At 44.0% G+C, this 20,742-nt stretch carries 20 protein-coding genes and 1 pseudogene; 11 read left to right on the top strand and 10 right to left on the bottom strand.

The window, feature by feature from the left end; genetic code table 11:
* Positions 1 to 35 precede the first annotated feature (35 nt).
* Positions 36 to 884, bottom strand: a complete 849-nt coding sequence (yghU, locus tag L1N97_RS09560) for a glutathione-dependent disulfide-bond oxidoreductase (RefSeq protein WP_236129626.1) — start codon at positions 882 to 884, stop codon at positions 36 to 38.
* A 400-nt stretch (positions 885 to 1,284) separates the two neighbouring features.
* Between yghU and L1N97_RS09565 the strand changes: the two genes are divergently transcribed.
* The 6 genes from L1N97_RS09565 (at position 1,285) to kynU (ending at position 8,661) form a co-directional block, all read left to right on the top strand.
* Positions 1,285 to 2,334, top strand: a complete 1,050-nt coding sequence (locus L1N97_RS09565) for a phospholipase A (RefSeq protein WP_236129627.1) — start codon at positions 1,285 to 1,287, stop codon at positions 2,332 to 2,334.
* A gap of 17 nt (positions 2,335 to 2,351) precedes the next feature.
* Complete coding sequence (locus L1N97_RS09570; protein ID WP_236129628.1) at positions 2,352 to 3,524, top strand: GNAT family N-acetyltransferase; 1,173 nt, start codon at positions 2,352 to 2,354, stop codon at positions 3,522 to 3,524.
* A 6-nt stretch (positions 3,525 to 3,530) separates the two neighbouring features.
* On the top strand, positions 3,531 to 5,261 hold the full coding sequence (locus L1N97_RS09575; protein WP_226752224.1) for a potassium/proton antiporter: 1,731 nt from the start codon (positions 3,531 to 3,533) through the stop codon (positions 5,259 to 5,261).
* Positions 5,262 to 5,325: 64 nt separating this feature from the next.
* Entirely contained in the window at positions 5,326 to 6,411 is a 1,086-nt protein-coding gene (locus L1N97_RS09580; protein WP_236129629.1) for an AI-2E family transporter, read from the top strand.
* Positions 6,412 to 6,532: 121 nt separating this feature from the next.
* Positions 6,533 to 7,429, top strand: coding sequence for an alpha/beta hydrolase family protein (locus L1N97_RS09585; RefSeq protein WP_236129630.1), 897 nt, complete (start codon positions 6,533 to 6,535; stop codon positions 7,427 to 7,429).
* The gene (kynU, locus tag L1N97_RS09590) at positions 7,426 to 8,661 is read left to right on the top strand and encodes a kynureninase (RefSeq protein WP_236129631.1); all 1,236 of its coding nucleotides are present in this window, start codon (positions 7,426 to 7,428) and stop codon (positions 8,659 to 8,661) included. Before L1N97_RS09585 ends, kynU begins: the two co-directional genes overlap by 4 nt.
* Here the strand turns inward: kynU and L1N97_RS09595 are convergent.
* On the bottom strand, positions 8,654 to 9,271 hold the full coding sequence (locus L1N97_RS09595; protein ID WP_236129632.1) for a DUF938 domain-containing protein: 618 nt from the start codon (positions 9,269 to 9,271) through the stop codon (positions 8,654 to 8,656). The two genes, kynU and L1N97_RS09595, sit on opposite strands and share 8 nt — an antisense overlap.
* Positions 9,272 to 9,593: 322 nt before the next feature.
* Here L1N97_RS09595 and L1N97_RS09600 point away from each other — a divergent pair, with 322 nt between their 5' ends.
* The 5 genes from L1N97_RS09600 (at position 9,594) to L1N97_RS09620 (ending at position 12,683) form a co-directional block, all read left to right on the top strand.
* Positions 9,594 to 10,022, top strand: coding sequence for a hypothetical protein (locus L1N97_RS09600; RefSeq protein ID WP_229585649.1), 429 nt, complete (start codon positions 9,594 to 9,596; stop codon positions 10,020 to 10,022).
* Positions 10,023 to 10,537: 515 nt separating this feature from the next.
* Complete coding sequence (locus L1N97_RS09605) at positions 10,538 to 10,984, top strand: hypothetical protein (RefSeq protein WP_236129633.1); 447 nt, start codon at positions 10,538 to 10,540, stop codon at positions 10,982 to 10,984.
* Positions 10,985 to 11,149: 165 nt separating this feature from the next.
* On the top strand, positions 11,150 to 11,518 hold the full coding sequence (locus L1N97_RS09610; RefSeq protein WP_236129634.1) for a hypothetical protein: 369 nt from the start codon (positions 11,150 to 11,152) through the stop codon (positions 11,516 to 11,518).
* Positions 11,519 to 11,596: 78 nt separating this feature from the next.
* A complete protein-coding gene (locus L1N97_RS09615; RefSeq protein ID WP_236129635.1) occupies positions 11,597 to 11,893 on the top strand; it encodes a hypothetical protein in 297 nt (98 codons plus the stop codon).
* A 283-nt stretch (positions 11,894 to 12,176) separates the two neighbouring features.
* A complete protein-coding gene (locus L1N97_RS09620) occupies positions 12,177 to 12,683 on the top strand; it encodes a CIA30 family protein (RefSeq protein ID WP_236129636.1) in 507 nt (168 codons plus the stop codon).
* Positions 12,684 to 12,758: 75 nt separating this feature from the next.
* Here the strand turns inward: L1N97_RS09620 and L1N97_RS09625 are convergent, their stop codons facing one another.
* The 8 genes and pseudogenes from L1N97_RS09625 to serC form a co-directional block, all read right to left on the bottom strand.
* Positions 12,759 to 13,037, bottom strand: a complete 279-nt coding sequence (locus L1N97_RS09625; RefSeq protein ID WP_236129637.1) for an HNH endonuclease — start codon at positions 13,035 to 13,037, stop codon at positions 12,759 to 12,761.
* A 190-nt stretch (positions 13,038 to 13,227) separates the two neighbouring features.
* A complete protein-coding gene (gene pyrF, locus L1N97_RS09630) occupies positions 13,228 to 13,926 on the bottom strand; it encodes an orotidine-5'-phosphate decarboxylase (RefSeq protein WP_236129638.1) in 699 nt (232 codons plus the stop codon).
* 19 nt (positions 13,927 to 13,945) lie between these two features.
* The gene (locus tag L1N97_RS09635) at positions 13,946 to 15,025 is read right to left on the bottom strand and encodes an N-acetylglucosaminyl transferase (protein ID WP_226751594.1); all 1,080 of its coding nucleotides are present in this window, start codon (positions 15,023 to 15,025) and stop codon (positions 13,946 to 13,948) included.
* Between the two features lie 333 nt (positions 15,026 to 15,358).
* Positions 15,359 to 15,652: pseudogene (ihfB, locus tag L1N97_RS09640) on the bottom strand (integration host factor subunit beta); the annotation flags it as partial.
* Positions 15,653 to 15,707: 55 nt separating this feature from the next.
* The gene (gene rpsA, locus L1N97_RS09645) at positions 15,708 to 17,390 is read right to left on the bottom strand and encodes a 30S ribosomal protein S1 (protein ID WP_226751685.1); all 1,683 of its coding nucleotides are present in this window, start codon (positions 17,388 to 17,390) and stop codon (positions 15,708 to 15,710) included.
* 109 nt (positions 17,391 to 17,499) lie between these two features.
* Positions 17,500 to 18,192: a (d)CMP kinase gene (cmk, locus tag L1N97_RS09650; protein ID WP_236129639.1), complete on the bottom strand. Its 693-nt coding sequence runs from the start codon at positions 18,190 to 18,192 to the stop codon at positions 17,500 to 17,502.
* 147 nt (positions 18,193 to 18,339) lie between these two features.
* A complete protein-coding gene (gene aroA, locus L1N97_RS09655) occupies positions 18,340 to 19,620 on the bottom strand; it encodes a 3-phosphoshikimate 1-carboxyvinyltransferase (protein WP_236129640.1) in 1,281 nt (426 codons plus the stop codon).
* The gene (gene serC, locus L1N97_RS09660; RefSeq protein ID WP_236129717.1) at positions 19,617 to 20,699 is read right to left on the bottom strand and encodes a 3-phosphoserine/phosphohydroxythreonine transaminase; all 1,083 of its coding nucleotides are present in this window, start codon (positions 20,697 to 20,699) and stop codon (positions 19,617 to 19,619) included. The genes aroA and serC overlap by 4 nt, the downstream gene beginning before the upstream one ends.
* Positions 20,700 to 20,742 lie beyond the last annotated feature (43 nt).

Consider the following 20,742-nt stretch of genomic DNA (forward strand, 5'->3'; position numbering starts at 1 on the left):
AAACCGAGCAGTATTACGCTTAACTCGCCTTATTGTTACAAACCAAAAGCTTTAAAGTCTTCTTGGCTGTGTCGTTCAGCCAAATGCGGCTCGGACCCAAAAGTCCTATTAACAATATAACCACGCTTTACCGCAGGTCGCGCATCAATCTGCTCGGCCCAGCGTCGTACATGAGTGTAGCTATCAACACTTAAAAACTCTGCCGCATCATACAAACGGCCTAACACTAAAGCACCGTACCATGGCCAAATGGCCATATCCGCAATCGTGTATTCTTCACCGGCAATAAACTGATTGTTGGCCAACTGCTTATCTAATACGTCTAATTGCCGTTTTGTCTCCATAGCATAGCGATCTATGGCATATTCAATTTTCTCGGGAGCATAAACATAAAAATGCCCAAAGCCACCGCCTAAGAAGGGCGTACTGCCCATTTGCCAAAATAACCAATTAAACATTTGCGCACGGGCTGAGGTGTCTTTTGGTATAAATGCCTGAAATTTCTCTGCCAAATACAGCATGATGGATGCAGATTCAAACAACCGTGTTGGCGGAGTGGTTGAATGATCCATCAGAGCGGGGATTTTAGAATTGGGATTAACGTCAACAAAGCCACTACTAAATTGATCGCCTTCGCGAATATTCACTAACCAAGCATCATAATCGGCTTGCTCAAAGCCTGCGGCCAACAGCTCTTCTAATAAAATACTGACCTTCACTCCATTCGGCGTGGCAAGTGAATACAGCTGTAAAGCATGTTCACCCTTGGGCAAGGCTTTATTATGCGTCGCCCCCGCGATAGGGCGATTGACATTAGCAAAGGCGCCACCATTAGCTTGCTGCCATTGCCAAACTTTGGGGGGTTGATAAGTGGATTGACTCATAAAGCTTTCCTTATTAGGTAATAACGTTTTTGCCTTGCTACATGAAATAAAAACAGGGCATCGCGATGAAACAACTTATGATTGGTTTTTATATAACAGTCTATCTGAGGGTGCGGCTAAAAAATTTAAAGAGCGGGTTTAACGAAATCAGCTAAATGGGCTTGATATCGACAAAGTTAAACACCAACACCCTATAACTGGCCAAAATAACTAAACATCTTAGCAAAGTAAAAAATAGCAATTTACGCTGCTGAATAACCAAGGAATAAGCCAGTGACAAATAGCGCTTCGCTATGTTAATCAGCTAATTAGATAACATGAGCTAACAAATTTGTCATGTTCAGCGTTTTGTCATGTTAAGCTATTAATATAAGTAGATTGACGCTAAAGGAAATAGGCCGTGCTCACACCATTAACCGGAATTTTATTATTAAGCTCAAGTGCAGCGTCGGCAGATATTTCGCCGATGGAACAATGTCTTGGTCAAGATGATCTACAAAGGTTGGCTTGTTACGACCGCTTAGTGGAAGCGCAACAAAAAGCTCGCTTAGTTGCTGAAGCTAAAATTGAAACCACGCCTTCGATAAAGGTGACTCAAGTTGAAGAGGCAGCACCCATTCCGGTAGCGACTATTTTGCAAAGCCTTTGGGAGCTGGGTGATAATGAAAAGCGCGGGCCTTTTGTGGTGCGTACTTATCAGCCCAACTTCTTATTACCTGCACATTACACGTCGTCGATTAATCGGCAACCGCAAAGCCCAACTTTAGGTTTGGCTGATTTACAAGAGAATTACAAACCAATTGAAGCAAAATTGCAGGTGTCTTTACGTGCGAAGATGTTAGAAGATGTATTATTGCCTAATGCAGATTTATGGTTTGCCTACACTCAAACGTCGATGTGGCAACTTTGGAACTCGCAAGACTCCGCCCCCTTTCGTAGCACCGATTATCAGCCTGAAGTCATTTACGTGATTCCTACTGCAAAATATTTGGGTAAACTCCCGCTAGGTTGGAGCATGCAAATGCTCCAACTCGGCTTTGTGCACCAATCCAATGGGCAAAGCGAACCCATGTCGCGCAGTTGGAATCGTATTTATGCCGCAGCGGCTTTCGAACGTGACCAAGTGGGTTTTAGCGTTAAAGTGAATCGGCGTATTCCAGAGCAAGCCGATGATGATGATAACCCTGATCTGACCTCTTTTTTGGGGACTACTGAATTACAACTCAGCTGGTTACCGGGCAGCGCGACCGCTTCTTTAACGCGCAAAATGAGTTGGAATGACTTTTCGAATGGCTCATGGCAATTAGATTTAACTTACCCAATTGATAAATCAAAAGCCGATGGTTTACGGGTACACTTGCAGTTGTTTTCAGGTTATGCCGAAACCTTACTGGATTATAATCATCGGCAAAATAGCATCGGTTTAGGCTTTATGCTGTTTAACTTTTAACGAAGCCCTCAGCCATTATGCAGTTTCGTTGGCTAACATCACTTAACAGTATCCCGGCGGGTGCTTGGGATGCCTTGTTTGAGCCAACCGAGTTGTTTGCTAAACATGCCTTTTTGCTTGCTTTAGAGCAGGGGGGCAGTGTGGATGGCAACAGCGGCTGGTATAGCCGTCATGCCAGTTTATGGCAAGACGATCAGCTGATTGCGGTGATCCCTGGTTATCTAAAAACGCATTCTTACGGTGAGTATCTATTTGATTGGCCCATGGTGCGCGCCTATGAGCATTATCAATTGCCTTATTATCCTAAATGGGTATCAGCCATTCCCTTTACGCCCGTTACTGGCTCGCGGCTCGCGGTATTACCCTGTTTAGATTGGCAAAGTATTGCCAGTCTATTAATACAAACCGTTTTAGCTGACATTGCGCAGCAGGGCTGGCATAGCGCGCATTGGTTTTATTGCCACTTGCCACTGCAACAGCTTTTACTCGACCAACAATGCTTACCTCGACACGAAGTGCAGTTTTTATGGCAGAACCTGCAATATACTGACTTTTCAGATTTTTTAGCAGCATTGTCTTCACGTAAGCGGAAACAAATTCGACAAGAACGACAAAAAACGCAGCAATTACCGCTAGAGTTTAAAACGTTGCAAGGCATCGATATTACCCCAGCGCAATGGCAAAGCGTGATCGCCTGTTATCAGCAAACTTATCAAGAGCGCTCAGGGCATAATGGCTACATTAGCGCCGACAGTTGGTGGCAATTACTCAGCAGTATGCGTGCGCAGATCGTGGTATTTGCGGCTTTTACGGCGGATGATCCTGCGCAATTGGTTGCTGCAGCTTTGTGTTTTCAGCTTGGCGATACCTTATATGGCCGTTATTGGGGTGCGTTAGCGGATTATGCATTACTGCACTTTGAATGCTGTTATTATCAAGGTATCCAGTATTGTATTGAACACGGTTTACGCTACTTTGATGGTGGGGCGCAAGGGGAGCAAAAACTCAGAAGGGGGTTTAGCCCGGTTTTACGTTACGGTGCATGTTGGTATAGCCCCAATATGTTAAGTTCGGCTATTGAGCAATATTGCGAAAAAGAACAACAACATTGCCAACATATGTTAGCTGCCGCCAGTGAGTTGTTGCCTTATAGTCAGGCTAATAGCCCAGCGGCTTTTTCAGGAAAATAAGACCTTATGTTTTTGATTGATCAGCTGATCCTTTTGGCCGCCGTATTAATTTTATTGGGTATTTTCTCCAGTAAAATCTCTGCCCGCTTAGGTTTACCTATGCTGGTACTGTTTTTACTGGTTGGCATGTTGGCTGGAGAAGACGGCATTGGTCGTATTGCGTTTGACAACCCGCAGGCCGCGCATGCCTTAGGCACCTTAGCCTTGGCATTGATCTTATTTGACGGCGGCTTACAAACCCCCCTGAAGTCGATTAAGCAAGTCTGGAAACCGGCGTCCATGTTAGCCACCTTTGGCGTATTGGGCACGGCCGTGATCACCGGCGCAGCCGCCAGCTATATTTTAGATATCAGTCTACTTACCGGTATGTTACTGGGAGCTATTGTGGGCTCTACCGATGCCGCGGCCGTTTTTTCTTTATTGCGTAATGCCGGTATTCATTTAAATCCACGTCTAAAATCTACACTGGAAATTGAAAGCGCCTCGAACGATCCGATGGCGATATTTTTAACCGTAGGGTTGCTGGAAATTTTAGTGAATGATATGCAGCCGGGTTGGCCTTTACTGCAACTGTTTGTCATGCAAATGGGTGTAGGTGCGCTTGTCGGCATAGCAGTAGGTTATGCGGTATTAAAGGTCATTAATCGTATTCACTTACAAGCCAGCGGTTTGTATCCGGTGCTGGTTACCGCAGCGGGTTTATTATCTTTTGGCGTTGCAGCAAACACCGGCGGCAGTGGTTTTTTAGCCATCTTTATTTGTGGTGTGTTAATTGGTAATACCCAATTTGCTTTTCAACGAACGACCTTTTTATTCCATGACGGTTTAGCCTGGCTTAGTCAAATTACCATGTTCGTCGTACTGGGTTTGTTAATTAACCCCAGCTCGTTATTAGACGTATGGTGGCAAGGTATTTTAATTGCCGCGGTATTAGTGTTCTTGGCAAGGCCCATTACCATAGTGCCGATTTTAACCTTATTTGGCTTTAATCGGCGTGAAATGACCTTAGTCTCTTGGGTAGGTTTACGCGGTTCAGTACCGATTATTTTGGCTATTTTTCCGTTGATGTTTGGTTTAGCCGATGCAGAATTGATCTTTAACGTGGTGTTTTTCGTGGTATTAATCTCTGCCACCTTACAAGGTTCAACCTTAGCTTGGGTGGCACGGCGCTTAAAACTGATTGAGCAACCCACCGCTCAAGCGCCCGTTACGCTAGAAATAACCGCTTTAGGTGATGTTGATGCCGAGATTGTAGAGTACAGTTTGTCTGAAAACTCGCGAGCCGCTTATCGACGCTTATCTCGCATGGCATTACCTGAAAGCGTGGTCGTTGCGATGATTAGCCGAGGTGACAAAGTAATACCACCACGGGGCTCCACGATTTTACACCCGGGTGATCATTTGTTTGTCGTACTGCATGTTGATTACAAACATTTTGTTGAGCAAGCCTTTGCCGACAAAGGCTTTCAGTTAGCTCGACCTATAGGTGAGCTGCGCATGAAAGGGGCGACTAAGCTGAGTGATATTGATTGGTGTTATGGCTATGGCGTTGCTTTAAATCAAGGCCGTGACGATCTAACCTTAGAAGCCTTGTGTATTGCTCAGCTTGGCGACAATGTTGCGGATCAAGCCGAATTTGAGTTTGCCGAGCGCCATTTTCAGATCGTTGAAATGGTCGGCGATCGTATTGTCACGGTGCGGATTAAACCTTTACCTAGCGTTAGCAGCGCTGAATAATCTTATTTTGCCTTTGCGTCGCATTTAAGGTGCAGCGCTTTAATTTGTTATAGGAACAACCGTCATGGCTAAAAAGTTTAACGCCGAATCGCGGCACTATATTTTAATTGCCGCGCTGTTATTGGCGCTTTATGGCAGTTATTTGCTGATTGCGCCCTATGTAGGTGCCCTGGTGTTAGCTTTTGTTTTATCGTTACTGTGTTTCCCGCTGCATCAGTGGATTGAACAAAAATGTCCCGGTAAACCCAATTTGGCTGCAAGCTTGTCCTGCTTATTGTTAGTGGTGGTGATCATCGTGCCTGTTTCGATTGTGTTTATGGCAATAGTGCAACAGGGCGTCATGTTTACCAAGCAAAGCTACACTTGGTTAAATGGCGGTGGGGCAGAGCAATTGCTGCAACATCCGTATTTATTACAAGCACAAACCCTGGCGGCTGAATACTTACCAGGAGATGGCTTTACTGCCAAATCGATAGTTGAAAAAATGACCGAATTTGCTTCCGGTTTTAGTCGTGAATTGTTAGATCTCAGCACAAAATTGGTAGGCGATATCACCGGTTTCTTATTTGGTTTTGTGTTGATGCTTTTTATTCTGTTTTTCTTGTTACGTGATCACGACAAAATTGTCGATACCTTGCATTGGGTGATCCCACTATCACGCTCACAAGAAGAAGCGTTATTAACTGAAGCAAAAACGGTGGCTCGCTCTGCTGTTTTAGGATCGGTCTTAACCGCCATTGCTCAAGGTATTGCAGGGGGCATTGCCATGGCCATTGTCGGCTTTCCCGGTTTATTTTGGGGAACCATGATGGCTTTTGCGTCGTTTATTCCAGCCATTGGTACGGCGCTGATCTGGTTGCCGGCAACGCTTTATTTGCTACTCACCGGTGACTGGCCTTGGGCTATCTTTTTAGCCGCTTGGGGGATTATCGTGGTGGGCTCTATTGATAATGTGCTACGGCCGATCTTGATGCAAGGCAGCTCAAACATGAGCACCTTATTGATTTTCTTGTCATTGATTGGTGGGATCCAATTGTTTGGCTTAATAGGCGTCATTTATGGGCCGATTATTTTTGCGTTAACCTTGGTGTTGTTGCGGCTTTATACCATTGAGTTTAAATCCTTTTTAGAAAAACAGGACAATAGTTAATAGCGCTAGCTGGCGTGGTTTGCACCTAGGCTTAAACTACACTCTTTTTGGCGAGTTTAGGCCTTACATCTGCGCGACTTTATGTTATAACTGCGGCAATTATTCTTTAATATTTGTTTAAATGCGCCTACTTATTCCTATTAGCTTAACATGGCTACTCAGTGCCTGTGCTCAGCAAGCTAAGCTAGAACCTGACTTAGCCACTGCTGTCGATGTCAGGTCGGTAACTCAGCCTGCGCTGTTATCACAAGTGTCTTATAGCAGCTTATTACCCCTAGCCGCGGCTGTTCCAGAATCGGCCAGCCAACGCATTAACTACGGTACAGGCGCGCTGCAATATGGCCAGTTGTTTTTACCGGCTAATGGCTCGAACACGCCGGCACCGCTGCTAGTCTTTGTGCATGGTGGTTGTTGGTTAAATGCCTATGATATTACACACAGCCAGGCTTTTAGCTATGCCTTAGCTCAACAAGGATATGCTGTTTGGTCTATTGAATATCGGCGAACCGGAGATGATGGCGGCGGTTGGCCGGGCAGTTATCAAGATATTTTACAAGCTTTACGCTACATCCCTTACTTGCCCCGCAAGCAACTGGATCTTAGTCGTGTTGTGCTAGCCGGGCATTCCGCAGGCGGGCATTTGGCGCTCTTGGCCGCCAGTGAAGTCACTATGACACCTGCATTAAAAGGCGTCATTGGGCTGGCCGCGATTACCGATGTAAAACGCTACAGCCAGGGTGATAATGGCTGTCAAAAAGCGACGCAAGGCTTCTTTGCCGGTGATCTACAAAGCCAAGCAGAAGCTTACCAGCAAGCCAACCCGGTAGAACAACCACTACCTAAAACAACCTTACTGTTTCACGGCAGTGCAGACAGTATCGTTCCGATTGAGCAGGCCAGTGACAGCGGTTTACCGATGTTGTTGGTACCCGACGCGGGGCATTTTGATTGGATCCATCCACAAAGCGCTGCGTATAACCAATTTTTACTTTCTTTAAATGAGCTGATTTCGCCGTGAATTATCAAGAACTGCTGCAATTAGATCAACAAGACCCGTTACACAAACTGCGTGAAGCCTTTGTGTTACCGGACGACACCATTTATCTCGATGGTAATTCTCTTGGTCCAATGCCGAAAGTGTGTGCTGAACGTGCGCAAGAGGTGTTACATCATCAATGGTCACAAGACTTAATTAAAAGCTGGAACACGCATCAGTGGATTGAACTGCCCAGCAAAGTAGGTAGCAAAATTGCCGCCTTAATTGGTGCGGCACCAGAGCAAGTGATTTGTTGCGACTCTACCTCTATTAATTTATTTAAGGTATTAAGCAGTGCCTTACTGTTGCAACCCAAACGCCGTATTGTGTTGTCACTTATTGGCAACTTTCCAACCGATCTTTACATGGTGCAAGGCTTAAGCAGCTTAATTGGCGAAGATCGCTGTGAAATGCAGTTAGTGGAAGAAGCTGAACTTGAGCAAGCATTAACTGACCAAATTGCGGTGTTATTACTGTCGCATGTCGATTTTCGTTCTGGCAAATTGCTTGATATGGCGCGCATTACAAAACTTGCGCAGCAACAAGGCATTTTAGTGATCTGGGATTTAGCCCACAGTGCCGGAGCTTTACCCGTTGCCTTAGATGACTGCCAGGTCGATTTCGCAGTGGGATGCGGTTATAAATATCTGAATGGCGGCCCTGGCGCACCGGCTTTTTTATACGTGGCGAAGCGGCATTTATCTAAAGTATCGCAACCTTTAAGTGGCTGGATGGGGCATAAAGCGCCTTTTGCTTTCACTATTCAATATGAAAAACCCGCCGGCATCGAGCATTTTTTAACAGGTACACCGCCAGTTATTTCCATGAGTGTACTTGATGCCGCACTTGATGTGTTTGCTGACGTTAATATGCAGACTGTGCGTGCTAAATCCTTAGCATTGGCTAATACCTTTCATCAATTATTGACAAGTCATGCTGAACTGCACGATTTAACCCTGTTAACGCCATTAGCAGAAGCCGAGCGGGGCAGTCAGTTAGCTTATCGTCATCCTCAGGCATATGCGTTATGTCAGGCGTTAATCAAGCGCGGCGTGATCGCTGACTTTCGCGCTCCCGATATTTTAAGATTAGGTTTTACCCCGTTATATTTACGTTATATCGATATGTGGATCGCCATAGAAATATTAAGTGACGTGGTAAAAACAGCCGAATATTTAAAAGCAGAATATGCTGTAAAGCAAAAAGTTACTTAGCTTTACTAAAGCATAATAAACGATTATTTGCTGGCATGGCGTGATCATGCATTAGGTGAAAACCTTGTTGTTGTGCCAGTAGTAAAACCTGTTCGTGGTCACGAATACCCATTGCTGGATCCCGACTTTTTAAACTTAGATCAAAGGCCTGATTGCTTGTGCTGGTAAATTGCCCTTGGTAATTAAAAGGGCCATAGATACACAGGATGGCTTCTGGCTGGGTTAATTCATTAAGACGACTAAAAAAATGCTGCGCCACAGGCCAAGGCATAATATGTAAAGTATTTGCGGTAAAGAGCGCATCGGCCCGCGTGACCGGTGCAGCATCTGCACAGATATCTAAAGCCACAGGCAAGGGTAAATTAGCCAAGTTGGCACGACGAATACGCTCAGTTAATGTGGGTAAATACTGCGATTGATCGGATGCTTGCCAAACTAAATGGGGTAAATGTTCGGCAAAGTAAAGCGCATGTTGGCCCGTACCACTACCAATTTCTAAAACTCGCTGATGTTTTGCCAACAATTGCTGTAAATGATTAAGAATAGAGGATTTATTGTTTTCACAGGCCTGTGAAAAAGGTAAATCGGCGTATTTATCATCTCTGCTCATAACTTAAAGTCATACTCTGTGTGTAATAAAACACAGCATATCATTAAAACTCTAGCGGTTTTAAAGCAACAGACGTTTTTATGTTAGGCCATACTACGGCGAATGAGTATAAATACCGCGTAAATGCCAAGCATTCCATATAGCCCAAATGGGTTATATAGAGTACTGAGATCGCTATAAACCCCCCCTCAAAACAGACTATATATTAAATAAAATCAGCAATTTAAAAAAATTCGATTTTTTAAGCAAAAACAGTGGCAGGTTGATAAATTATTAGCTGCTATTATTAGTTTGTAGCAAGTCGTTAAAGAGGGTCGCCATTATGAAATTATCAAAATTGTTAGTACCATTGTTGTTCATGATACCTATGACTCAAGCTGTGGAAGTTGGCTCAGCACACACCGCGAGCTCATCTTTTCATCAAGCAAGAGCAACACTAGCCACTTTTTTGAATCATATGACCTTTTCTGCTGAAGAAAAGCATTGGTTTAAACAGTCTGCGGAATCGTTAGAGAAGGTTATTTACTTTAACGGCACTGACCGCGAGGCCGCTTTAGCATTATTAGTAGAGTTAGAAATGAATACCACCTGTTTTTTACAAGTGACCGACCAAAATCAATTCAACAGACATATGGGTACACTGTACTTATTAGTGGCGGATAACGATATTAAAAAACAGAAGTTAAAACAGTTTCATGAATTTCTACAGATCCCTGGCATCAGACCAGCAGATAACAAGCATTGTAACTAATAGTGTAATACCTATTTAACAGATACAGGGATGTATTGCTTGTTGTTTGAAAATGCTCTCTCAAACTGACATTATAAACACTGTTAATGACCATCCCGTTTAATCACTCATTTGCCATACCTTTTTAGCTGCCGCAGCATAGAAAACCCACGCTTAATCATCATCGTTATTGCCAACGATTCTTCAGCGAGTACCTTTAAATAAACATCACGCTAGTTGAACGCTAGCTTAAATTTTTTCCACGATTTAATACCGTGTTAATATCTCACCTTAATAAAACGTGTTATTTTTATACTATTGTAAAAACTATAAAAGTTGTACTAGTCTGTGTAATAAACCATTGAGACAAATAGAACCTTTTAAAAGCCTTATTGAAGTAACACTCTTCAAGTAAAGCATAACCTGCTTGCTCTAAATTAACCGTTAATGGCTATGGCTCGCCAAACAAATTAATAGCGCACGAATTGAACTGTTTCTCTGGCCCGCAAGGGATGACTTATAAAAAGGAATTATAAATGCCTTATAGAATGATCTTAGCAATAGTGTTTTTTTCCTATACGCAAACAGCGATGGCGGCGCTGGATTGTAAGTCTGATGGTAGCAGAGAGCAGGTTGTTTATGCTTCAGCTGCGACTGAGCAAATTACATCTTGGAAACCCGGTGCCGGTATTCACAAAATCACGCTAAATAATAATTTGGCTATTGGAGTTAAAGTAGAAGAGGCATCTGCAGAATATTATGCAAAAAGGTTTGGGCAGGATGAGTATGTACCTGAACTCGTTAAAATCACTTTTTATGAGATGAATGCGGATCGTCCGAAAGAGCTTACTCATACTTGGGCTGGTGCGAATTCGGTTCAAGTTTTCAATGCTATCGGTAATGCGGATCAGGTTCTTGAGCTCGCAGACCCCGGCTTAACACTTAATTTGATTAAACAAGTGTGTGTCAAAGTCGGTGCGTAAAGCTGGCCACTTAGCGACTAACTGAATGCCGATAGCTATCGGCATTCAATCATGTTTCGATGTAAATCACGAAATACTCAAAACAAGACTGATTATTGCCGTTATTTCAGTGCCTTGCGGGATGATGATGCGCCGATGAGTAAGGCGATATTTCAGGGAGGATAGGTGAAGTATTTCTTTTTAGTTTTTTGTTTTATGGTTGTTGGGTGTACTAGCTTAAAAAATACTGCTGAAAATAGCCAAAATGCTGAAATGGATGTTGATATCAAAAATGGCAATCTCATTTATCAGGGCGAAATAACTGAAACTTCAAATAACGCTATTTTCTCACTTTTTAACAATGCTGAATTCAAACCCAATCGTCTTGTTATATCCAGCAATGGCGGTGAGATAGGTGCAGGAATGGATCTAGGTCGTTGGATCAAGGATAACAAATTGGATGTTGAAGTTAAGGGCGTGTGTGCATCATCTTGCGCAAACTACGTATTTCCAGCTGCCCATACCAAGTACTTAAGAAAAAACTCGGTCTTGTAATGGCACGGCAGCGCTTGGCAAGCGGATTGGAATATTGAAAAGGAATTTGTCGATACCTTCAAGACTCACATAACTTTAATGCGTAAGCAGGAAACTACATTTTATTCAGATATCGGTGTCGATAATCTATTGGCCATCTATGGTCAAACCAAATTTAATTTAATGGATTATGTTTTAAACTTTTTTGGCAAGGGAGCGGTTGGATACGACTACTCGTTGGCTGATTTACAGAAGTTTGGACTCGCTAATATCATACTGTTAGATAATGAATGGGATTGGCGAAAATATCGTCCTCAGAGAGCAAGTTTAGTCAGGCGTATTAAGGTTGATCATGATTACGAGTTTGAGCTTAATAGATTCGAAATAGAACATTAAAAATTGATCGCTAGCAAAGAACGCTGGCTATTATACTAATTATCAATTTAACATAATATACATTATGAGCTATGTTAATTGTGTTAGGTAAAAGCACCTGCTGACAGTCTTTTGAGCCAATATTGCACCATTTACCTGATAAAACCGTATCTCTAAGCATCTTACCTTTGGATGTTTTATTATGCGGCATACCGGTATTAAATATTCTTTAGCGATATGTGCTTTCGTCTTTAGTCAGGCTTTTGCGCAAACAACTTTAAACAGTAAATCTGCGAGTGCTGCTATGTCAGAGCCAGTAACATTACAATTTTATAATCCACAACACTTCAATCAAGCCATGTTGATCCATGATACGGTTATGGGTGGCCACTCTAAAGGAAATGCACGCTTAATGTCTGAAAATAACGGTGTGTTATTTGTCGGTGATTTATCTTTAGAAAACAATGGCGGCTTTGCCTCGATAGAATTTAATTTGGCGCAAGCCTTACCCAAGCAACGTTTTCAGCAAGTGGTATTAGCCACGGTTGCCGATGGCAGAACTTATCAGCTACGTTTAAAAACACCTTTTATTCCTCGCGGTGTGGCCTATGTCGCAGAGTTTAAAACAACGGCTGATGTACAGCGTTATGTTTTTAATCTTGCTGATTTTCAAGGACGTTATCGCGGCCGAGCTTTAACCAATATGCCAGAACTTCACTTTAAAGATGTGCAGCAAGTCTCTTTAATGCTCGCAGATAAGAACCCTGGACCATTTCGAATTGAGTTGTATGATTTGCAATTTAACCAATAAATTAAATAAATAAAATCAATCAGTTACTGTTTATGCTTACTGAAAATTAATTGTAAGGGTATTGATATTAAAGGCTTATTTTTGTTTTGCTGCCCACTGCAAATGACGCTGTATAGCGTCGTCTGCAAGTAATAAATCTAAGGTATTAAAACGCTGCGCTAAAGTGATTTCATCATATTGTTTATGAATGGCTTTGTGGCATAATCGGCACAAATAAACACCTTGCTGTAATTCTGCTTTGCTGTATTTTTTGTTAAAACGGCTACGCCGATGCATTTTACGTGGAATAAGATGATGAAAGGTCAGTAACGTCTGTCGCTGACAAAGCTGACAATGTTTCACCGCCAACAGCATAGTTAACTCCTCTCGCTTTAAACGTTAGCCACACCCTACTCGACATTTTTTGCCCATTTCTTAATGGCTAAGATATACATATTACGTTGAGTGCTTAGGATGTTTTACGCGAGAGGCGGTGTTTTAGCTCTGTGAAAATGCCGCTGCAATTTCACAGAGCTCACCAAATATCGAAGAAATCAGACTGTACTTACGCCAGCTCTGCAATGATAGCCTGTAATGCAGCTAACGGATCTGCCGCTTTGGTGATGGGTCGACCAATCACCATGTAATCCACACCAACCGCTTTGGCTGCAGACGGTGTCATAACTCGGCGTTGATCATCGGCTACCGCATCGGCTAAACGAATACCGGGTGTCACTAACTGAAATGCACTACCAAATTGTTGTTTTAACATACTGGCTTCTTGTGCCGAGCACACTACTCCATCTAACCCCGACTGTGCGGCTAAACCGGCCAATTTCATCACTTGCTCAGCCGGCGTTAAAGTAATGCCCAGTTCAGTTAAATCTTGTTGTTCCATGCTGGTTAACACCGTAACCGCAATTAATTTGGGTCTGTTGTCTCCAAAGCGTTGCAATGCTTCTTGCGCTGCTTTCATCATACGACTGCCACCACTGGCATGCACATTAACCATCCAGACGCCAAGATCCGCGGCTGCACTCACCGCTTTGGCTACGGTGTTTGGAATATCATGAAATTTCAAATCAAGAAAAACGTCAAAGTGACGTTGTTGTAAGGCTTTGACAAATTGCGGCCCAAAATGAGTAAACATCTCTTTGCCGACTTTTAAACGACATAATGACGGATCAAGTTGGCTGACCAGCGCCAGAGCATCGGCTTGCTTTTCATAATCTAAAGCAACAATGACAGGAGACTTGCACGACATGAGTTATCCTTTGAAAAAATTAACGGCCATCTACGCCGGCAATAGGCTCTACAGTTTCCCATTGCTGACATGAAGGACATAACCAATACGGTTGACGAGTTTTAAAGCCACAGCTGCGACAGCTATAGAGGATCTTACTGGCAAGATAAGCATTCACCAGCTCTTCTACTGAGCTGAGTACCTCTGCCGCCTGAGCCGATTGCTGCTGCCGAATTTGTAGCAATTTTTGAAACAAACGAATGTTCGGCTGTTGCCGTAATTTATCAAGCACATAATGCTCTGCAGCGGTAATAGAGCCATGTTCAGTTAACCAATCGCACAGTAACAAACGCGCGCTGGTATTATGATGCTTATCTGCAAGCAAGGTAAGCAACTGATACCACTCATCTTCATCTAAATGGCATTGGCTTAATTGCGGTAAAATATCCGCACTCCATTGTGGTTTTTGTTTCAAAATGCTCAGCAAAGCCCCTTTAGCCGTAGCCGCATCATGTTGAGCTAAGGCTAACTTTGCCAATTCAAAGCGTGGACGAATAGCCTGAGGATAACGCTCGGCCAATTCCGCTAAGATAGTCAGATCCAGCGCAGCCCCTTTTAAACTTTCCGTATGCAAATTAGCCAGCGCAATGCGTAACGACTTAGATTGGGTATTGGCCACTTCAGTGGTTAATGCAACCGCTTTGCTTAACTCATGCGTCGCCATAAAAATACTAAATAGTTGTTTTAGCGAGGCTTCGCGTAATGCTTCGCTGTTAACTAACTGCAGTAATAAATGCTCTGCCCGATCATACAAACCCGCAGAGTAATAATCTTTAGCCAACTCAAATTGAATGTGTTGCGCTTGTACTTTAGGCAGTTTTAATTGGTGCAGTTTTTCGTGAATACGAATGGCTTTATCCCAATCACCTTTGCGGCGGAATAAATTAGCTAATGCAAGGTAGGTGTCGATGGTTGCCGCTTCAATATCAAGCAGTTCAAGTAACTGCTCGATCGCTTTATCTTCTTGGTCGGTGAGGAGGAAATTTAAACCCGAAGATAGGTTTCGGGTAATATTTGCCCTACCCTTAAGCTCTTTGTGTTTGAGGCTATTTTGTCCCATAAACCAACCGTAAGCAACGGCGACGGGAAGCAAAAGAAATAGCAGCTCAGGCATAAGAATTAGGTGTTATCAGTTGATTTATTTAGCCAACGTTTTGTTTTTCGTTGCAGCGCAAATAACAGACTTAACAGCAGTCCGATGATTAGGCCTAAAACTAGAAAGATCACTGCGATATCAATTACCCGCAATGTTAGCTTAACAACCAACAAATTCAGTTCGGCAGTTTGCTGATTAGTTGAGCCTAGTAGAAAACCAAAAAGTACTACGGCTACAATAAATAAAATAAATAGTATTTTGCGCAACACTCAGCTCCGCTTAATCAATAAAAAGCGCTTACGTGTTGTCTTTTACGCGGTCACGTAACTCTTTACCGGGTTTGAAATGAGGAACGTATTTGCCATCAAGTTCTACTTTGTCGCCTGTTTTTGGATTACGGCCTAAACGAGCGGCACGATAATGCAAAGAGAAACTACCAAAGCCACGTATTTCAATACGCTCACTTGATGCTAAAGATTGTGCCATCTGTTCCAAAATTTCTTTCACAGACGCTTCTACATCTTTGACTTGAATATGGGGAAAATCAGTAGCTAACTTTTCAATCAATTCAGACTTGGTCATAGCCCCTCCGGCAAACCTGCGAGTAGAATAAGCAAGGGGCGAGTGCCCCCTGCTTTATCAGCAATTAATCCTGCTTTTGGGCAGCTTTAAATGCTTCAGCCATAGCGTTACCACCGAAATCAGCTTCTTGTTGTTGCTTGCTGTTTACAGTGTCCATAGCTTCTTTTTCTTCAGCTTCGAATTTCGCTTTGATAGACAGGCTAATTACGCGGTTCTTACGATCCACACCCATCAAACGCGCTTCAATTTCTTCGCCAACTTTCAATACAGTTGATGCATCTTCAACACGGTCACGTGAAATATCAGATACACGAACATAACCTTCAACAGCGCCTTCTAACATAACAGTCGCGCCTTTCGCGTCAACGGCAGTGACTTCACCTTTAACGATAGCACCTTTTTTGTTATCAGCAAGGTAACCATTGAACGGATCTTCATCCAGTTGTTTGATACCTAAAGAAATACGCTCGCGCTCTGGGTCAACTTGTAACACAACGGCGTGTACTTCGTCGCCTTTCTTGAATTCACGAACCGCTTCTTCGCCAGTGGCGTTCCAGCTGATGTCTGATAAGTGAACCAGACCATCGATACCGCCGTCTAAGCCGATGAAGATACCGAAGTCAGTAATTGACTTGATCTTACCGCTTACACGATCACCCTTGTTGAAGCCCTTAGCGAACTCTTCCCATGGGTTAGCTTTACACTGTTTCAAGCCTAAAGAAATACGACGACGTTCTTCGTCAATTTCTAGAACCATCACTTCCACTGAATCACCTAAGTTAACCACTTTAGATGGGTGGATGTTTTTGTTGGTCCAATCCATTTCTGAAACGTGTACTAAGCCTTCTACGCCTTCTTCGATTTCTACGAAACAGCCGTAATCAGTCAGGTTAGTTACACGACCCGTGATGCGAGCACCTTCTGGGTAACGTGAAGCGATAGCTGCCCACGGATCTTCGCCCATTTGCTTCAAGCCTAAAGAAACGCGTTGCTTTTCGCGGTCGAATTTCAGTACTTTTACTGGGATTTCGTCGCCAACGTTAACGATTTCGCTTGGGTGCTTAACGCGCTTCCATGCCATATCAGTGATATGCAGTAAGCCGTCTACGCCACCTAAGTCAACGAATGCACCGTAGTCAGTCAGGTTCTTAACGATACCTTTAACTTCCATGCCTTCTTCTAAATTCTCTAACAGCTGATCACGTTCTTGGCTGCTTTCAGATTCGATAACGGCACGACGTGAAACCACGACGTTGTTACGCTTCTGATCAAGCTTGATAACTTTGAATTCCAGCTCTTTGTTTTCTAAGTGCAGCGTGTCGCGTACTGGACGTACGTCAACTAATGAACCAGGCAGGAACGCACGGATACCATCAACTTCAACTGTGAAGCCACCTTTAACTTTACCAGTGATAACACCGATAACCGTTTCTTTATCATCGCAAGCTTTTTCCAGGCGAACCCAGGCCTCATGGCGCTTAGCTTTTTCACGTGATAATAAGGTTTCACCGAAACCATCTTCAATAGCGTCTAATGCTACGTCGATGATGTCACCTACACTCACCTCGATCTCACCGCTCAAAGATTTGAACTGTTCAACCGGGATAGCTGCTTCTGATTTAAGACCGGCGTCAACCATAACAACGTCTTTCAGAACCGCTACAACAGTACCTTTAACGATGGCACCAGGACGAGTTTCGATAGTTTTGAGGCTTTCCTCAAACATTAGTGCAAAATTTTCAGTCATATTCACTTTTTCAGTTAAGTTCACCACGTCGCATCTTGCGTTGTGGGGTTGCTAAGTTTACCAATAACATCCGTATTACTGGCTGTCCAAAATGCGCCCTTGGCCTGGTTCAAACGCTTGTTAACGACAACTTACTGTTAACAAACTGCAGTACCTCTTGCAGCACCTGTTCAATGGGTTTATTGGTCGAATCCAGCATGTAGGCATCAGCTGCCGGTTTTAAAGGCGCTGTAGCACGATTCATATCGCGCTCATCCCGAGCTTGGATTTCGTTCAAAAGGTCGCCGATGTTAACATCAAAGCCCTTTTCTTTCAACTCTAAATAACGACGCTGCGCCCGTTCTTCGGCGTCTGCAGTTAAAAATATTTTAACTTCTGCTTGTGGAAAAACGACGGTTCCCATGTCGCGACCATCCGCCACTAAGCCCGGTTCTTCAGCAAAAGCCCGTTGCCGGCGTAACAAGGCTTCACGCACAGTAGGCAGTGAGGCAATTTTTGAAGCCATGTCAGCAACGTCTTGAGTTCGAATGGTTTGGCTAACATTTTCGCCTTCTAACGTCACGCGCGTGTTACCGTGTTCATCACCACTAAATTGCACATCGAGATGCGCCGCTAGAGGTTGCAGTGCCGCCTCGTCGCTTGGATCAATTTGATGGTGCATAGCAGCTAACGCTAACACGCGGTATATAGCGCCGCTGTCGAGTAATTGCCATCCCAGGTGTTGCGCCAATAAACGGCTAATGGTTCCTTTACCTGAACCGCCTGGTCCGTCGATGGTAACGACTGGTGCTAATTGTGGCATCCTACCCCCTAAGTTAAAACGTCTATTCGGTGTTTCAAAACGCGGCTTATTATACAGCTTTTTGTGACGATTGCTGGTTTAACTGCAATTTATAAAGCAAAAACGCGCAACCATTTTGGTTACGCGTTTTTGGGTTGATGAAAGGTATTAATGGCTTAGCTTGGTGAATTCCGTAAAGTAACTCGGAAAGGTTTTTGCAGTGCAATCCGGGTCTTCTATTGTGACGGCCGTATCACTAAGCGCAACTAACGAAAAACACATTGCCACACGGTGATCATTATAGGTCGCAATACTCGCATGTTGCAGTTGTGCTGGCGGTATAATTTTTAAATAGTCTTCGCCTTCTTCCACCTCAGCGCCTACTTTTCGCAATTCTGTGGCCATCGCGGTTAAGCGATCGGTTTCTTTAACCCGCCAATTATAAACATTACGGATTACGGTTGGGCCTTTGGCAAACAAGGCGGTGGTGGCAATAGTCATTGCTGCATCGGGAATGGCGTTGTAATCACGGTCAATGCCACGCAACTCGTTACGCGTAACCGATATATAATCATCACCCCAATCGACTATCGCGCCCATCTCGGCCAACGCATCGGCAAAGTGAATATCACCTTGCACAGCATGTTTGCCAATTCCGGTGACCTTAACGGTGCCTCCTTTGATAGCCGCTGCGGCCAAAAAGTAAGATGCCGATGAGGCATCACCTTCAACTAACCACTGGCCTGGTGACTGATAACACTGGTTACCCGTAACCAAAAAGCGCTTATAATCTTGGTTATCTACTGCAATGCCAAAGCGAGACATTAACGCTAAGGTAATATCAATGTAGGGTTTAGAGACTAATTCACCTTGGATCTCAATAACACTGTCACCGGCTAATAAAGGCGCGACCATCAGTACTGCCGTTAAAAACTGACTGGAGACACTGCCATCGATCAGGCAATGCCCCCCTTGCAACGGCTTACCACGAATACGCAGTGGTGGATAATTTACCTCGCCCAAATAGTCGATATCCGCTTGCCACTGCGCCAGTGCATCCACTAAGTGGCCAATAGGCCGCTCGTACATTCTTGGCTCGCCGGTTAAGGTAACATCTACTTGGCAAGCAGCCAGTACCGCCGTGAGCGGACGCATTGCGGTGCCAGCGTTACCCAAAAATAGAGACAAAGGCTCAGCTTGGTTAAAAACGCCGCCATTGCCTACTATGGTACAACGGGTGCGACAAGCAGATAATTGATACGAGATACCCAGAGCAGTTAACGCGCTAAGCATGTGCCGAACATCATCACTGTCGAGTAAGTTACTGATTTCGGTTGTACCTTTCGCTAAGGCTGCTAACAGCAGCACTCGGTTAGAAATACTTTTTGAACCGGGTAAATGCACTTCACCGGCGATATGAGCAATGGGGTTTAAGGTTAGCGTCTTCATCCGTTTACCTTTGCAAAATCTTTCATAAAATTCACTAAAGCCTCAACACCTTCTTGTGGCATAGCGTTGTATAAACTGGCGCGCATCCCACCCACCATACGATGCCCTTTTAAGGCCAATAAACCTTGTTGCTCAGCTTGCTTTACAAAGCTGTCGTTTAATTGTTCATCACCGAGGAAAAACGGTACATTCATCCAAGAGCGATAGGCCGGATCAACATCATTGCGGTAAAAGTCACTTTCATCGATGTAGCGATACAGTGTTTCGGCTTTACGTTGATTACGTTGAGCCATGGCCGCTAAACCACCTTGTTGTTTTAACCATTTGAACACTAAACCCGCTAAATACCAGGCGTAGGTGGGTGGTGTGTTAAACATGCTGTCATTTTCAGCAGCGAGGCGATAATCCAAGATCGCTGGAATGGCAGCATCTTTTGCAGGTAACAGATCTTCACGCACAATCACTAAGGTTAAACCTGATGGGCCGATATTTTTCTGAGCGCCGGCATAAATAACGCCATAGCGCGCAATATCAATGGGCCGTGATAAAATAGTCGACGACATATCTGCAACAATCGGCACCTGGGTTTGCGGTAAATCGGTAAATTCTAAACCATCCACCGTTTCATTGGGGCAGCAATGAACGTAAGCCGCATCTTCGTGGATCTGCAAGTCACTACTGGCGACCATACTGCGTAATTGTGCAGCGGTTTTTTGCCGAATATCGTGCTCACGAACCGCGCCAAACTTTTTCGCTTCTTCTACTGCGGCTAATGACCAAGCACCTGACACGATATATTCAGCCGTTTTACCGCTGTGCAATAAATTCAGTGGCACTGCTGAAAACTGCCCACGGCCGCCACCGTGCATAAATAAGACTTTATAATTGTCGGGAATGGCTAACAGATCTCTGAGATCTTGCTCAGCTTGTGCGGCCAGTTGCATAAATACTTTACTGCGATGGCTCAATTCCATCACCGAACAACCCTGTCCTTGCCAGTTAATAAATTCCTGCTGTGCCTGTTGCATCACCGCTGTAGGTAACATGGCTGGGCCAGCACAAAAATTATAGGTGGTCATTGTCATATCTCGCTTCTTTGTTGGTTAATTTCAAACTGGCCTT

Origin of the sequence: Rheinheimera sp. UJ63 (assembly GCF_021568285.1) — a bacterium.
GTDB lineage: Bacteria > Pseudomonadota > Gammaproteobacteria > Enterobacterales > Alteromonadaceae > Alishewanella > Alishewanella maricola.

Coding starts and splice junctions, on each gene's coding strand:
- L1N97_RS09575 (WP_226752224.1), top strand. CDS start 3,531: ATGTTTTTGATTGATCAGCTGATCCTTTTGGCCGCCGTATTAATTTTA.
- L1N97_RS09585 (WP_236129630.1), top strand. CDS start 6,533: ATGCGCCTACTTATTCCTATTAGCTTAACATGGCTACTCAGTGCCTGT.
- L1N97_RS09635 (WP_226751594.1), bottom strand. CDS start 15,025: ATGGGACAAAATAGCCTCAAACACAAAGAGCTTAAGGGTAGGGCAAAT.
- L1N97_RS09570 (WP_236129628.1), top strand. CDS start 2,352: ATGCAGTTTCGTTGGCTAACATCACTTAACAGTATCCCGGCGGGTGCT.
- L1N97_RS09620 (WP_236129636.1), top strand. CDS start 12,177: ATGTCAGAGCCAGTAACATTACAATTTTATAATCCACAACACTTCAAT.
- L1N97_RS09580 (WP_236129629.1), top strand. CDS start 5,326: ATGGCTAAAAAGTTTAACGCCGAATCGCGGCACTATATTTTAATTGCC.
- cmk (WP_236129639.1), bottom strand. CDS start 18,192: ATGCCACAATTAGCACCAGTCGTTACCATCGACGGACCAGGCGGTTCA.
- L1N97_RS09600 (WP_229585649.1), top strand. CDS start 9,594: ATGAAATTATCAAAATTGTTAGTACCATTGTTGTTCATGATACCTATG.
- rpsA (WP_226751685.1), bottom strand. CDS start 17,390: ATGACTGAAAATTTTGCACTAATGTTTGAGGAAAGCCTCAAAACTATC.
- L1N97_RS09625 (WP_236129637.1), bottom strand. CDS start 13,037: ATGCTGTTGGCGGTGAAACATTGTCAGCTTTGTCAGCGACAGACGTTA.
- aroA (WP_236129640.1), bottom strand. CDS start 19,620: ATGAAGACGCTAACCTTAAACCCCATTGCTCATATCGCCGGTGAAGTG.
- serC (WP_236129717.1), bottom strand. CDS start 20,699: ATGACCACCTATAATTTTTGTGCTGGCCCAGCCATGTTACCTACAGCG.
- L1N97_RS09615 (WP_236129635.1), top strand. CDS start 11,597: ATGCGTAAGCAGGAAACTACATTTTATTCAGATATCGGTGTCGATAAT.
- yghU (WP_236129626.1), bottom strand. CDS start 884: ATGAGTCAATCCACTTATCAACCCCCCAAAGTTTGGCAATGGCAGCAA.
- L1N97_RS09605 (WP_236129633.1), top strand. CDS start 10,538: ATGCCTTATAGAATGATCTTAGCAATAGTGTTTTTTTCCTATACGCAA.
- L1N97_RS09595 (WP_236129632.1), bottom strand. CDS start 9,271: ATGAGCAGAGATGATAAATACGCCGATTTACCTTTTTCACAGGCCTGT.
- pyrF (WP_236129638.1), bottom strand. CDS start 13,926: ATGTCGTGCAAGTCTCCTGTCATTGTTGCTTTAGATTATGAAAAGCAA.